This window comes from Streptomyces sp. NPDC058741, assembly GCF_042746715.1.
Lineage (GTDB): Bacteria > Actinomycetota > Actinomycetes > Streptomycetales > Streptomycetaceae > Streptomyces.
In genome coordinates, this window is sequence record NZ_JBHYQH010000035.1 from 16814 (window position 1) to 30467 (window position 13654).

Here is a 13654-nt window from a genome sequence, read left to right on the forward strand (position 1 = left end):
TGCGTCTGGAAAACTCGGCCGGTGGCCCGAGAGACCGTTCTGCAGTGTTGCTCCGGCCCCCGCTCGAGGGCAACGTGAAGACGCCATGAAGGCTCCTGGAGTGCCTCTGGAGTGCCTCTGGAGCCGAAAACGTTGTCCTGTCGACGGGACGGCGGGTACGGTCGGCGCGATTTCCACAGCTCCGGGTGGCGCGGCCGATGGCATATGCGCCGGAGCGACGCGATCCGCCATGCCCTGAATCAGAACCGTGCATGCGGTCGTGCGTGCAGTCGTTCCCTGAGCCAATTGCCGAAAGGGTGAATCCGGATGTTCGTGCCCAGCTCCTACCGCGAACCGGACAGTTCGTGGACGGCGGACCTGATCCGTGGTAATCCACTGGCGCTCGCGGTGACCAACGGCAGCCCCGAGGACGGTCCGTTCGCCACGCACCTGCCGGTCATCTTCGACCCCGCGACGTCCGGCGACCGGGCCGGCGAGCTGCCGGGGGCCACCCTGCTCGGGCACATGAACCGGGCGAATCCGCACTGGGCGGCGCTGGAGACGGGCAGCCTCATGCTGCTGACGTTCACCGGGCCGCATTCCTACGTGTCGCCCACCGTGTACGAGGTGAACCCGGCCGCCCCGACGTGGAACTTCACCGCGGTGCACGTCCGCGGCACGGTCGAGAGGATCGACTCGCTGGAGGAGACACTGGGCGTGGTGCAGTCCACCGTGCAGGCCTTCGAGGGGGCGTTCGGCGACGGCTGGGACATGACCGGGTCGCTCGGCTACTTCCGCAAGATCGCGCCCGGCGTGGGGGCCTTCCGGCTCACGGTGACCGGGGCCGAGGGCATGTTCAAGCTCAGCCAGGAACAGCCGGCCGAGGTGCGCGACCGGGTGCGGGAGTCGTTCGCGCAGAGCGCGTGCGCGCACAAGCGCGGGACCGCCGGACTGATGAGCCGTCTGCCGTGACGTGCCGGAGGCCTCGGAGCCGGCGGCTCAGGCGCTGACGGCCACCGGGAGGGTCCGCTCGGTGAGGCCCCCGGGCCGGGCGCTCTCCTCGGGAACGGCCGCGGCCGGCGCGGCCAGGCCCTTGAGATCCTTGAACTCGGGGAGCTCCCCCCGCTCCTCCAGGGCGCTCGCGGCCGCACGGTCCAGCGTGCTCATCACCCACTGCTCGAAGTCGACGCCCAGCTGCTCCGCGGCCTTGTGCCACCGGTGGAAACGGCTGCCGGGGACCTCCAGACGGCGGCTCGGCTCGACGGAGGCCGTGCCGGACTGCTCCTCGCTCCGGCGCGGGGCACGGACGGCGCAGCGCAGCTGCTTGGTGGTCCACTGCCGCTGCTCGGCGCGGTCGAGCCAGAGGTCCTGCTCCTCGACCGGCATGGAGGCCAGCTCGGCGTGGTGCTGGAAACTCAGGGCGGGCCGACGCCGGGTGAGGTCGAAGCGGCGCGCGACCCACGCGTAGTTGCGCAGGGTCTGGTAGGAGAGGCCGGCGGCGCGTATCCCGCGCTGGTAGCGGTCGGTGTAGTGGTCCTTGCCGTACACGAGCCAGTCGCCCAGCCACCAGGAGGACGAGTCGAGGACGCCGGCGAGCAGGCGCCCGGCCCGCTCCCACTCGTCGTAGGCCATCCCGGGGGGCATCTGCAGGCCCATCTTGGTCGTCAGCGCCTGGCCACGGCGCTGCGGCGCCTCCGCGGTGCGCGACGTCGGTGGCGAGGGCTGCGGGAGAGAGCTCCCCGGGACGCCGCGCGCCCCCCCGACGTGTCCGGCTTGACGCGCCATCATGCCTCCATGAGGGGGTGAACGTTTCCGGCCAGAAGTCTCGCGGGGTGGGCTGGAGCGGCGCCGGAACGGCGTTCGAACGGCTTGTCCCGCCGACGGGACGGCACACGCCCCCCGGCGCGCCCGCTTCCTCCGTTTCCGCAGCAGCCGGCCCGGTGCGGTCGCCGGCCCGCTGCGGGTTTGCCGCCCGAGTCCCGGAGAACGACCGGCAGCCGGGTGTTCTTTCATGCCGTGGGCCGATACGCCCAGAGAAGGGGAGCCGTACGTGGACAAGCACTTCATGATCACCACCGTGGAGACAGGCCGCGGACCGGTGGCCGACGGGGCCGGTGCGACAGCGCGGAGGAGCGTCCTCTGATGGGTCTTCACCTCGTTCCGGCCGACGGCGTCCCGGCTCCGGCCGACGCGGTCGCCGCCGTCGCCGCGGGGGAAACGGCCGGGAGGCCGCGGGCCACGGTGCCGGTGGACTCGCCGCTGGACTCCGACTCACCGAGGATCGACGGCGAGAACGGCGAACACGTCCGGATGCTCGCGGCACTGCGGTCACCGCTGCCGCCGATCCTGGTGCACCGCGAGACGATGCGGGTCATCGACGGGATGCACCGGCTCAAGGCGGCGCGGCTGCGCGGCGACGACACGATCGACGTGGAGTTCTTCGACGGCGGGGAAGTGGAGGCCTTCGCCCTGGGGGTGTGGCTCAACACCGCCCACGGGCTGCCGCTGTCGCAGGCCGACCGGACGGCCGCCGCCCAGCGGATGCTGCGCGCCCGCCCGCACTGGTCGGACCGGCGGATCGCCGCCGTTGTCGGGCTCTCGGCCGGCACCGTCGCCGCCGTCCGGCGCCGTTCGACCGGCCAGAACGAACAGTTGAACGCGCGCGTGGGCCGGGACGGGCGGATCCGGCCGCTGCAGGCGACCGAAGGGCGGCTGCGGGCGAGCCGGGTGATCGCCGCCAACCCCGGGGCGTCGCTGCGGGAGATAGCCGAACAGGCGGGCATCGCCACGGCCACCGCCAAGGACGTGCGGGACCGCATACGGCAGGGGCAGGACCCCCTCCCGTCCAGCGGGCGGTCCGCGCGGACGGGGCCGGACGCGCCCGGCGCTCTGCCGCGGCCGGGCCGCGGCCGCACCCCGGCGCGCATCTCCGCGGACGCCGTCGGCCTGCTCCTGCCGCGCCTGCGCAAGGACCCGTCCCTGCGCACGGAGGCGGGCCGGATGCTGCTGCGGATGCTGAGCGTCCACGCCATCGGCGACGAGGCGACCTGGCTCCGGCTCGCACGGAGCGTGCCCGGTCACCGCGCGGACGTCCTCGCGCAGGCCGCCCGCCGCTGTGCCGACCACTGGCTGCGCTTCGCCGAGGCACTCGAGTCCCCAGGGACGTGACCCGCGACCCCGCGTGACCGCACGGCGCGTCAGGCCGCCGTCGGCTCCTCGCCGAGTGCCTCGGACAGGGCCGCCCGGAAGCCGTCGAGGAAGGTGTCCACCTCACGGTCCGACACGGTCAGCGGCGGGGCGAGCCGGATGACGTCCGGCGTCACCGCGTTCACCAGGAGACCGCGGTCCTGGGCCGCCCGCCGCACGCGCTCCGCGGGCTTGCCGTGGAGCGCGACGCCCAACAGCAGCCCGGCGCCCCGCACTTCGCGCACCAACGGGTGGCTCGGGGTCTCCAGGCCGCGCCGCAGCCGCCGCCCGGCCCGGGCCACGCGGTGGAGGAGGCCCTCCCGCTCGACGGTGTCCAGTACGGCGAGGGCGGCCGCGCACACCACGGGGTTCCCGCTGAAGGTGGAGCCGTGCGTGCCGGGCGTGAGCAGGTCGGCCGCCGGGCCGAAGGCGAGCGTGGCGCCGATGGGCAGCCCGCCGCCCAGGCCCTTGGCGAGGGTGACGACGTCCGCCTCCACGCCCTCGGCCTGGGCCGCGAACCAGTGGCCCGTGCGCCCGACACCGGTCTGGATCTCGTCCAGGACGAGGAGGGTGCCGGTCGCCGCGGTGATCTCGGGGGCCGCCCGCAGGTACCCGGGCGGCGGTACGACCACGCCGGCCTCCCCCTGAAGGGGCTCCAGCATCACCACCGCGGTATCCGGTGTGACGGCGGCGCGCAGGGCCTCGACGTCCCCGTACGGCACATGGCCGACGTCGCCCGGCAGCGGCTGGAAGGGGCGCTGCTTGGCGGGCTGGCCGGTGAGGGCCAGGGCACCCATGGTGCGGCCGTGGAAGCCGCCGGTGGCCGACACCATGTGCGTGCGGCCGGTGAGCCTGCCGATCTTGAAGGCCGCCTCGTTGGCCTCGGCGCCGGAGTTGGAGAAGTAGACCCGGCCCCGGCGTCCGGCGAGCCCCAGCAGGCGCTCGGCGAGGCGCACGGTCGGTTCGGCCACGAACAGGTTCGAGACGTGTCCGAGCGAGGCGACCTGCCCGGACACGGCCCGGACGACCGCGGGATGCGCGTGGCCGAGCGCGTTGACCGCGATGCCGCCGACGAAGTCGGGGTACTCGTTGCCCTCCGCGTCCCAGACCCGGGTGCCCCGGCCCTGCACCAGCGGCAGCCGGGGGGTGCCGAAGTTGTCCATCATGACGCCCTGCCAGCGGCGGGTCAGCAGCGCGTTGCCCGATCCGGTGAGGTCCGCGCCGCCGCTCATGCCGTCGCTCCTTCGAAGCCGGCGTCGTCGTCCGGCACCACCACCGTGCCGACGCCCTCGCCGGTGAGGATCTGCAGCAGGACGGCGTGCTCGACCCGGCCGTCGACGACGCGGGCGGAGCGCACGCCGTTGTTCACGGCGTACAGGCAGCCCTCCATCTTCGGGACCATCCCGGCGGCCAGTCCGGGCAGCAGCCCCGCCAGTTCGCCGGCGGTGAGACGGGAGATCACCTCGTCGCTGTGCGGCCAGTTCCGGTACAGGCCCGCGACATCGGTCAGGATCAGCAGCATCTCGGCGCCGAGCGCGGCGGCGAGGGCGGCGGCCGCGGTGTCGGCGTTGACGTTGAACACACCGCCCTCGGCGGCGTCCTTGTGATCCTGCGGCCGGGCGATGGAGGAGATGACGGGGATGCGCCGGCTGTCGATGAGGTCCTGCACGATCCCGGCGTCGACGTGGGCTACCCCGCCGACGCGGCCGATGTCCACGGACTTGCCGTCCCGCTGCGCGTAGCGCTTCACGGCCGTCATCAGACGGGCGTCCTCCCCCGTCAGGCCCACCGCGTGCGGGCCGTACGCGTTCAGCAGCCCGACGAGCTCGCGCTGCACCTGCCCGGCGAGGACCATGCGCACGACCTCCATGGTCTCGTCGGTGGTGACCCGCAGGCCGCTCTCGAACCGCGACTCCAGGCCCAGGCGCTCGAGCTGCGCGCTGATCTGCGGGCCACCGCCGTGCACCACGACGGGATTCAGGCCGCTCTGCCGCAGACAGAGGATGTCCAGGGCGAAAGCCGCCTTCAGGCCGTCGTCGACCATGGCGTTGCCGCCGAACTTGATGACGACGGTCTTGCCGTGGTGGCGCGCCATCCGGGGCAGCGCCTCGGCGAGGGCGCCGGCCATGTCCAGGGCCGCGCGCCCGCCGGAGCGGTCCTGACCGGACGGCCGGGGCACCGGCGGACGAGGGGGAGAGGCTCTCATGAGGAGTACTCGCTGTTCTCGTGGACGTAGGCGGCGGTGAGGTCGTTGGTCCAGATGACGGCACACGACTCCCAGTCGGCCGCGTCCGCGAGGCGGAAGTCCGCGCCGCAGCCGATGACGAGCGTGTCGTCGCCCAGCTGCCGCGCGACGGCGGCGGACCGGCCGTGCGGCAGGGCCAGGAAGACCACGTCGTGTCCTGCGAGGACGTCGGCGGTGGTGGGCTGCACCTCCCGCCCGGCCAGCGGGGTCAGGTGCGGCTGCAGCGTGCCCAGACGCCGTCCCACGCTGGAGTGCCCGGTCAGGGCACCGATCTCTGCTTCGGGGTGCGCCAGAAGCAGGCGCAGGAGCTCGCCCCCCGCATAGCCGCCGGCTCCGGCCACGGCCGCTCGCACGGTCATAAACCCTCCTGGTTGACAGACATGTCGTCCTCACACGCCGCGGGCCGCCTCGGGGTCAGCCCGACGTCGTGTCGCAGAACTCGGCGTCCAGGGTGGGGAGGAGCTGCGAGAACTCCCAGTCGCCGTTGTAGTTGAAGGTGAGCTGGTGGCGGCCGTCCTCGGTGAAGGCGGTGAAGGTGAGCGACCCCACGGTGCCCCCGTCGTGGTACCAGAGCGGCACGCCACAGCTCATCTCGAGCCGTTCGACGCCGAGCCCGTAGGAGGAGATCGGCAGATCGGGGTTGACCACGGTCGTCTTCAGTTCCCTGAGCTGCTGCGCCGGCAGCAGCTTGCCGCGCATCAGGGCCCCGTAGAACCGGTTCAGGTCGCCCGCGCTGGAGATGATGTCGCCGTCGCCCCGGACCTGTGATCCGTTGAACTCGCTGACGTCGTCGATCCGGTCCGGCTGCGAGGTGAGGAAGAGCTTGGAGTAGCCGCGGCTGCTCGGCCGGGGCACGGCGGTGCTCGTGCCGGGATGGGACGTCGCCTTGAGCCCCAGCGGTTCGATGATGCGCCGCCGCACCTCGTTCTCGTACGACCTGCCGGCGGCCTTCTCGACGATCAGCGCGGCCAGGAGGTCGTTGGTGTGGGAGAACCCGTGCCTGGCGCCGGGCTGGAACTGCGGCGGGTGGGAGAAGGCCACCCGCAGGCGCTGCTCGGGCGTCAGGGTGTCGTAGCGGTGCTGGAGGAAGCCGTCTCCCAGGACGTACTTCTCGTAGTAGGCCGGTTCGGCGAGGTAGTCGAAGAGCCCGCTGGTGTGGTTGAGCAACTGCCGTACGGTGATCGCGCGGCCGTCGTTGCCGCCCCCCGACACCACGCCGGGCAGATGGCGCTCCACCGTGTCGTCGAGGTCGAGCTTCCCCTCCGCCTCCATCTGGAGCAGGACCGTCGCCACGAAGGTGTTGGTGATGCTGCCGACGCGGAACCGGTCGTTCTCGCCGCGCGGCGCACCCGTCTCCAGGTCGCCCACGCCCGATGCGTACGTCCAGACCCCGTCGGCGTCCCGTGCTTGGGCGGCGATGCCGGGGACACCTGCCTCGACGGCCGCGTCGATCGCGCGCTGCGTCGCCTGGTGGCCGGCCGCGGTGGCGGCCGTGTCCCGCGATGCCCGGGCGGGACCCGTCAGGGCGGTGGCCGTGATCGCGACCGCCAGCAGACCGACCACGCCGGCCCTCGGTCTCTTCCGTGTCGTCATTCCCGCTCCCCGTCGTCGTCCGTACTTGGCTGATGCCGTACTTGTGCGCGGTCCGTCGACGGTAGGTCACGGGTGTCGGGCGCGGATAGCGTGTTCAAGGCCGCGGACGACGACGCGGTGGTCGGGCGCTACGCTCGGCTGCACGCCGGGCCGGCGATCAGCGGAGCGGGGTCCGCGAGGGGCGCGTCGCGCCCGCCGCCTCCAGCGCCGCGGACGCGTCCCGTTCGATCTGCCGCAGCAGCGGCCGCGGATCGTCCAGGAAGTAGAAGTGACCGCCGCCGAAGACCCGCAGGCCCAGGAAGCGCTCGGTGTGCTCCTCCCAGCCCGCCATCCGGGACGGTGGAGCGGCGTGGTCCCCGACGCCCGCGAAGGCGGACAGCGCCACGGGCAGGGGACCGGCGCCGGGAGTGGGGCGCCAGGTCTCCACCAGCCGCAGGTCGGCCCGGATGATCGGGTCGAACAGGGCCCACAGGTCGGGATCGTCGAAGACGCCGTCCGGCGTGCCGCCGAGCCGCTTCAGGCGAGTCCGCAGCTCGGCGTCGGGCAACTCGTGGTAACCGCTTCCCCGGCGCGCCCACCGCGGTGCCGCTCGGGCGGAGACACCGGCCCACACCGGCGGCGGCATGCCCCGGTCGACGGCCCGCCGGGTGATCTCGTACGTCAGGAGGGCGCCCATGCTGTGCCCGAACAGGGCCCAGGGGCATGCCGGTTCGGGCTCGATGCGGCGCAGCAGGAAGTCGGCGAGGCGGCCGGCGTCCGGGATCGGCGGCTGGTCGAGGAGGAGGCCGTGGCCCGGGGCGTCCAGCAGCCGCACGTCCCAGGTGTCCGGCAGTCCGGCCGGCCAGTGGCGGTACAGCGTGTGTGAGCCCCCCGCGTGATGCAGGACGAACAGGCGCAAGGCGGGCCGTGTGGTGTCCATCGCTCTCCCTCGGATCGGGCCGCGCACCCTGGAGCGCGACGGCGGCATGGGGCCGGCCCCCGCCGAGTGGGACGCCCCCGCGGCGCCGCGGCCGCGCGTACCGGCACCCCTCACCCTCCGAGGGGGGCCCGGTGCGGGAGCACGCCGCCGGGCCGGGACAGCGCTTCGGCACGGCCCCCGGGGTGTGCTCGGTCACGACTCCGGTGAGCGCCGGCTGATCGGCGGCCGGCCTGCGCGCGCGGTGTGCCGGCCGTGAGCGGCACCGGGACGGTCCGCTCGGGCACACAGGACCGCCGGCGCACACGGCGTCCCGCTTTCGCGGGCCGGGCGACCGCCCGGCGTCCTCCGGCCGAACTCCCGGTCCGTTCCCGCCGTGTTCCGGCGGCCGCTGCCCCGCGCGGACACCTTCGCCCGCGCAGGTCTTCCGCCGCAACCCGGCGTGCTCGCCGTCCTCGGGAACGCCACCCGCCCGCTCGAGCGCGACGCGACCGGGTCTCCACAGGGCCGCGGATACCGTGGGCGGCGCGTCGGCCACCGGCACCGGCCGCATGGCGACACGGTGCGGCCTCTTCCCGAACCGGTGCGTGGAACCGGGCACCGGCCGGCCGACCCGCGCCGAGCGGTGGGCCGGCCCGCGGAAGCCGGTCGCGGCGCCCGGGCCCGGGCGCACGGTCACGCCGGCGCCGTCCTCGGGCAGCCGAGGGGGCAGGTACCCGCCCGCCACGACCGCTCTGCCCGGTCGCCGGGCGAGGCGCCGCGCGCACGGCTTCGGGCCGTCCGTCCGTCAGGGATGTCCCGGGGACACGGACCCGGCATGGTGACACAGGAACCCGGCGCGGTACAGGGGATCCCGGTGGAACGCGGATCCGGGCGGACGGCCGGGTGGCCGACGAGCCCGCCGCCCTTGTAGCGCTGACGGCCGAGTCCCTACGGTGACGTCACCACGCCGGGGTCGCCCCCGATGCCGGGTGTCCTGTCGACCGGACATCCGGGCCCCGCAGACCCGGCGACGCCGATCGGCGAACCCGCGCCCGGTGCGCTCCCGCACCCGGCCCGGCTGTTTCCCTCCCGAGTCATCCCGTGACGGTTAAGGACGGTGTCAGTTGAGCACGAACCCCTTCGACGACGAGGACGGCCGCTTCTACGTCGTGATCAACGACGAGGAGCAGCACTCCCTGTGGCCGGTGTTCGCCGAGGTGCCCGCAGGCTGGCGGGTGGTCTTCGGTGAGGCGGCCAGGGCCGAGTGCCTGGAGTACGTCGAGCAGAACTGGACCGACCTGCGCCCCAGGAGCCTGCGCGAGGCGATGGCGGCGGACTGAACGCCGCCCGGATTCCCGCCGGGCCGACGTGGCGGAACCCGCTGGGCCCGCTCGTGACCGACGGCGGTGGCGTGGACGGGCCCGCGCGAACCGGGCACCCGGGGCGAGGTGCTGCGGCCCGCGCCTGCCCGCGGTGCCCGGCTTCGCGGGCACCGCGCGCCGAAGGGGGAACAACAGTGATCGCCGCCCCGGGGCGCCCGGTCGAACGATCGGGCCACACCCGGGCAGACACTCCGAGTGGGGGAGATGAAGGTGGTGACGGCGGCTGTGAGAACCGCGAGCAGGTACAAGACGAGGCCGGCGGACGACAACGGTGAACCCGCGCAGCGCGATGTGGTCCTGTCCTTCGTGGGATCGCAGGCCAAGGTGCAGAAGTCGGGGATGGTCTTCCCGCAGAACCTGTCGGAGCGGTCCTGGGAGCAGATCGGGACCAGCCTGCGCGAGCTCGTGAACTCCTCGGCCTGGTGGCTGGCCGACTGGCTGATCTACGGGGAGTCCACCTACGGGTGGCGGCGCTACAAGGAGGCGATCGAGCGCACCGGGCTCGACTACCAGACCCTGCGCAACTACGCGTGGGTGGCCCGGCGTTTCGAGCACCACCGCAGACGGGACGGCCTCAGCTTCGCCCACCACGCCGAGGTGGCCCGCCTGTCGCCACCGGAGCAGGACTACTGGCTGCGCAAGGCCGAACAGCAGAAGTGGTCGCGCAACGCACTCCGCAGGACGGTGCGCGCCAGCCTGGCCGCGCAGAGCGACAAGGCCGAGATCCCCCCGAACGCCGGCGACGAGAAGCAGGAGGTGCTCCGGCTGGCCGAGGCGCCGGCCGCCGAGCAGCGACGGCAGAAGGTCACCACGCTCACCATCCAACTGTCCGCCGACCAACTGGAGTACTACTCGAAGGCGGCTGCGGCGCACGGCCTGCCCGTCGACCAGTGGGTGACACGGATGCTCGACACCGCCGACCGGGCCACCGCCGACAGACGCACCGCCTGAGGCGCACCGCCGACAGACGCACCGCCTGAGGCGCACCGCCCGGGGCGCCGGCGGGCCGTTCCCCCGTGGTGTGCCGGCGGCCCGCCCGACCGGACACCTCTCACATCGGAGTCAGTTGATGATCCTTCAGGGAAAGCGGGTCGCCCTGCCCCCGGCGCCCGTCGTCCACCGGCAGTTCGAGGCGCACGCGGAAGCCACCCCCGAGGCCGTCGCCGTCCTCTGTGCCGGGCGGCAGGTGACGTACGCGGAGCTGGACGCGAAGGCGAATCGTTTCGCTCACTTCCTCGCCGCGCGCGGGCACGGCCGGGGCGCGAAGGTCGGCGTCTGCCTCGACTACTCGATCGACATGCTCGTCGCCATCCTCGGCACGCTGAAGGCGGGCGCGGCATACGTACCGTTCGACCCCGCCTACCCGGCGGCGCGGCTCCGGCTGCTGCTGGGGCAGGTGCCCGATCTCGCCCTGATCGTGGCCTCCCCGGCGACGGCCGGCATGGTCGAGTCGGCCGGCTTGGTCGAGTCGGCCGGCTTGGTCGAGTCGGCCGGCTTGGTCGAGTCGGCCGGCTTGGTCGAGTCGGCCGGCGTGGAGGTCGTCGATCCCGGGCGGCTCTCCGCCCACCTGGCGGATCTCCCGGCGACCGCTCCCGGCGTCGACGTCACCGGCGACGACGTGTGCTACGCCGTCTTCACGTCCGGGTCGACCGGTACGCCGAAGCTGACCGCGGTCCGGCACGAGGGCTGGTTCAACCTGATGAACTGGCTGAAGCTCGAGTACGGCCTGCACCGCGGGTCGCACAACCTGGTCGTCAGCGCGTTCGGCTTCGACCTCTCCCAGCGCGCGCTGATGACACCGCTGTTCTGCGGAGCCACCCAGTACCTGCTGGCGAGCCGGAACTTCGACGCCATGATGGCCTACCGCCTGCTGACCGAGCACGACATCCGCGTGGTGCACTGCGCCTCGAGCACGTTGTACCTGCTGGTGGACTGGGAGACCGCACGCGGCGGCGACGCGCTGACCCGGCTCGACTGCGTGCTCTTCGGCGGGGAGCCGCTGAAGACCGAACGGCTCAGGGACTGGGCCCGGCGCGCGGGCAACACCTGCACCCTCCTGCACCAGTACGGCGTCGCCGAGTGCACGGACGTGGCGACGTCGTACGACCTCGCCGGGTACTGGCGCGGCGGCCACGACATCGCCCCGGTCGGCAGGCCGGCCCACAACACCGACATCCACCTCCTCGACGAGCGGCTGCGCGGTGTGGCGCCGGGTGAGCAGGGCGAGATCTGCATCGCCGGGGCCGGTGTCGGCGCGGGCTACCTCAACAGGGGTCCCGAGAACCAGCGGTTCACGACGATCGAGGTCGACGGAGAGCCGCGCAGGGTGTACCGCACGGGGGACCGCGGTTACGTGACCGAGGCCGGCGAACTCGTGGTGCTCGGCAGGATCGACGCGCAGGTGAAGGTGCGCGGCATGCGCATCGACCCCACCGACGTCGAGCGCGCGCTCGCCCGGCTGGACGGCGTCCGCGAGGCCGCCGTGGTGATCACGCACACCGACTCCGGCGAGGCCGAGCTGACCGCGTTCCTCGTCCCGGAGCGGGGCGGACTCGCCGCGGACGACGTGCGCACCCGCCTGCTGGAGACGCTGCCGCGGAACATGGTTCCGGCGAGGTTCGTGAACGTCCCGCGGCTTCCGCTCAGCCCCCACGGGAAAGTCGACCGTGCGGCGCTGGCCGACGCATTCCGGAACAGGTACGCCGACAGCGGCACCGCGGCATAGTCGACGGACCCTTCCGACAACGAGAGGACTGTGATGATTTCCGACCGCGTGCATGCCATTTGGTGCCGGGAACTCCAGCGCGATGACATATCCGTCGACGACGACTTCTTCACCCTGGGCGGTCAGTCCGTCATCATGGTCGGAATTCAGGGTGCCTTCATGGAGGAACTGGGCGTCGAAGTCCCGATGGACCAGTTGTTCCTCCATCCGACGGTGGCGTCGATCTCCGCGTACATCGCATCCCAGGGCACGGTGACCACCCGGTAGCGTCCCGCCTGCTGGTGCCTCGTCCTGTCCCGCCGGCGAGACACGACACAGCCGACGGCGCCGCGCGCCCGTCCCGCCGGCTCTGTTTCTCCGCCAGTTCGGGCGGCTAGCATCACGCCCAATCACATTGGCTTTCCCGGCTGCAGCCGAGTTGTGTCAAAAACTACCTGGTAAGTGAGGCGCGCCATGTACGACGTGATTGTCATAGGTGCCCGTTGTGCGGGTTCGCCGACGGCCATGCTGTTCGCGCGGCAGGGTTATCGCGTCCTGCTCCTGGAGAAAGCCCGGTTTCCGCAGGACACCCTCTCCTCGCATTACATCCACATGCAGGGAATGGCGCTGCTGAATCGCTGGGGACTGATCGGCAGGCTCCGCGACGCGGGCTGCAGGCCGATCACCCGGCAGAGCTACGAGGGGCCCGGCGTCCGCGTCGAGGGCTTCTCCCTGCCGGTCGACGGCCTGACCTTCACCTACGCGCCGAGGCGGTACGTGCTCGACCCGGTCCTCGCGGAAGCGGCCGTCGGGGCCGGCGTGGAGTTCCGGGAGGGCTGCGCGGTCAAGGACCTGGTGTGGGAGGACGACCGGGTCGTCGGGGTGCGGTACACGACGCCCGGCGGCGCCGAGGCGACGGACCGGGCGCGCCTGGTCGTCGGCGCGGACGGCATGCGCTCGCTGGTGGCCCGCAGGACCGGCGCGCCCCACGTCATCGAGCACCCCCGGGTGACCTGTACCTACTACAGCTACTGGGCCGGCGTTCCCGCGCACTTCGAGCTGTACGAGCGGCCGGGGCGCTGGATCGGCGTCATCCCCACCAACGACGACCTCACGCTGCTCATGACCTACTTCCCGCAGGACGAGTACCACGAGGTCCGCAAGGGAGTGGAGCCGTTCTACCTCGACACCTTCCGCACGACGGCCCCCGAGCTGTACGAGCGGATGTCGGCCGGCGAGCGCGTGGAGCAGCTGTACGGCACGGGTCACCAGGAGAACTACTTCCGCAAGGCCTACGGGCCCGGCTGGGTGCTGGTCGGTGACGCGGTGAACCACAAGGACTCCATCACCGCCCGTGGCATCACCGAGGCCTTCGTCCAGGCCCAGTCGCTCACCGACCACATCGGGGAGCGACTGCACGAGGACGCCGCGCTCACGGCGGCGCTCAGGCGCTACGAGGACGACCTGAACGGCGAAGCCCTCAGCCACTACCAGGGCGCGCTGAACGTGGCCGAGCTGGAGCCTCAGGGGCGGGTCGACATGCTGCGCAGGCTGGTCGGCCACCAGGACCACATCGACCGGTACTTCTCCACGCTGTCGGGGGCGTGCTCCATCGACGACTTCTACAACGACGAACTCCTCACCCTGCTCGACCAGAGCTGACCGAG

Annotated in this window: 12 protein-coding genes and 1 pseudogene; 7 read left to right on the plus strand and 6 right to left on the minus strand. The window is 72.7% G+C overall.

What is annotated here, in order from left to right; genetic code table 11:
• Positions 1–306: 306 nt before the first annotated feature.
• Positions 307–951: an FMN-binding negative transcriptional regulator gene (locus ACFW6P_RS24170; RefSeq protein WP_386357793.1), complete on the plus strand. Its 645-nt coding sequence runs from the start codon at positions 307–309 to the stop codon at positions 949–951.
• Between the two features lie 27 nt (positions 952–978).
• Here ACFW6P_RS24170 and ACFW6P_RS24175 read toward each other — a convergent pair whose 3' ends face one another.
• On the minus strand, positions 979–1767 hold the full coding sequence (locus ACFW6P_RS24175; protein ID WP_386424748.1) for an LmbU family transcriptional regulator: 789 nt from the start codon (positions 1765–1767) through the stop codon (positions 979–981).
• Positions 1768–2121: 354 nt separating this feature from the next.
• On the opposite strand from ACFW6P_RS24175, the gene ACFW6P_RS24180 reads away from it, so the two are divergent.
• Positions 2122–3147 carry a ParB/RepB/Spo0J family partition protein gene (locus ACFW6P_RS24180; protein WP_386357797.1) on the plus strand — a complete coding sequence of 342 codons (1026 nt, stop codon included), beginning with the start codon at positions 2122–2124 and terminating at the stop codon, positions 3145–3147.
• Positions 3148–3176: 29 nt separating this feature from the next.
• Here ACFW6P_RS24180 and ACFW6P_RS24185 read toward each other — a convergent pair whose 3' ends face one another.
• The 5 genes and pseudogenes from ACFW6P_RS24185 to ACFW6P_RS24205 form a co-directional block, all read right to left on the minus strand.
• Entirely contained in the window at positions 3177–4397 is a 1221-nt protein-coding gene (locus ACFW6P_RS24185) for an acetylornithine transaminase (RefSeq protein WP_386424751.1), read from the minus strand.
• A complete protein-coding gene (argB, locus tag ACFW6P_RS24190; protein WP_386357841.1) occupies positions 4394–5293 on the minus strand; it encodes an acetylglutamate kinase in 900 nt (299 codons plus the stop codon). The genes ACFW6P_RS24185 and argB overlap by 4 nt, the downstream gene beginning before the upstream one ends.
• A gap of 143 nt (positions 5294–5436) precedes the next feature.
• Positions 5437–5769 (minus strand): annotated as a pseudogene (locus ACFW6P_RS24195) (N-acetyl-gamma-glutamyl-phosphate reductase); the annotation flags it as partial.
• Positions 5770–5824: 55 nt separating this feature from the next.
• The gene (locus ACFW6P_RS24200; protein WP_386357801.1) at positions 5825–7003 is read right to left on the minus strand and encodes a serine hydrolase domain-containing protein; all 1179 of its coding nucleotides are present in this window, start codon (positions 7001–7003) and stop codon (positions 5825–5827) included.
• A 157-nt stretch (positions 7004–7160) separates the two neighbouring features.
• A complete protein-coding gene (locus ACFW6P_RS24205; protein WP_386357802.1) occupies positions 7161–7922 on the minus strand; it encodes a thioesterase II family protein in 762 nt (253 codons plus the stop codon).
• A 1103-nt stretch (positions 7923–9025) separates the two neighbouring features.
• Between ACFW6P_RS24205 and ACFW6P_RS24210 the strand changes: the two genes are divergently transcribed.
• From ACFW6P_RS24210 to ACFW6P_RS24230, 5 genes are all read left to right on the plus strand, one after another.
• Positions 9026–9241, plus strand: coding sequence for an MbtH family protein (locus ACFW6P_RS24210; protein WP_386357804.1), 216 nt, complete (start codon positions 9026–9028; stop codon positions 9239–9241).
• A gap of 267 nt (positions 9242–9508) precedes the next feature.
• Positions 9509–10234 carry an LmbU family transcriptional regulator gene (locus ACFW6P_RS24215; protein WP_386357806.1) on the plus strand — a complete coding sequence of 242 codons (726 nt, stop codon included), beginning with the start codon at positions 9509–9511 and terminating at the stop codon, positions 10232–10234.
• 118 nt (positions 10235–10352) lie between these two features.
• Positions 10353–12008: an amino acid adenylation domain-containing protein gene (locus ACFW6P_RS24220; RefSeq protein WP_386424754.1), complete on the plus strand. Its 1656-nt coding sequence runs from the start codon at positions 10353–10355 to the stop codon at positions 12006–12008.
• 48 nt (positions 12009–12056) lie between these two features.
• Positions 12057–12275 (plus strand): acyl carrier protein, encoded by a 219-nt coding sequence (locus ACFW6P_RS24225; protein ID WP_386357809.1) that lies wholly within the window; start codon positions 12057–12059, stop codon positions 12273–12275.
• 186 nt (positions 12276–12461) lie between these two features.
• Positions 12462–13649 (plus strand): NAD(P)/FAD-dependent oxidoreductase, encoded by a 1188-nt coding sequence (locus tag ACFW6P_RS24230; protein ID WP_386424756.1) that lies wholly within the window; start codon positions 12462–12464, stop codon positions 13647–13649.
• The last annotated feature ends 5 nt before the right edge of the window (positions 13650–13654 follow it).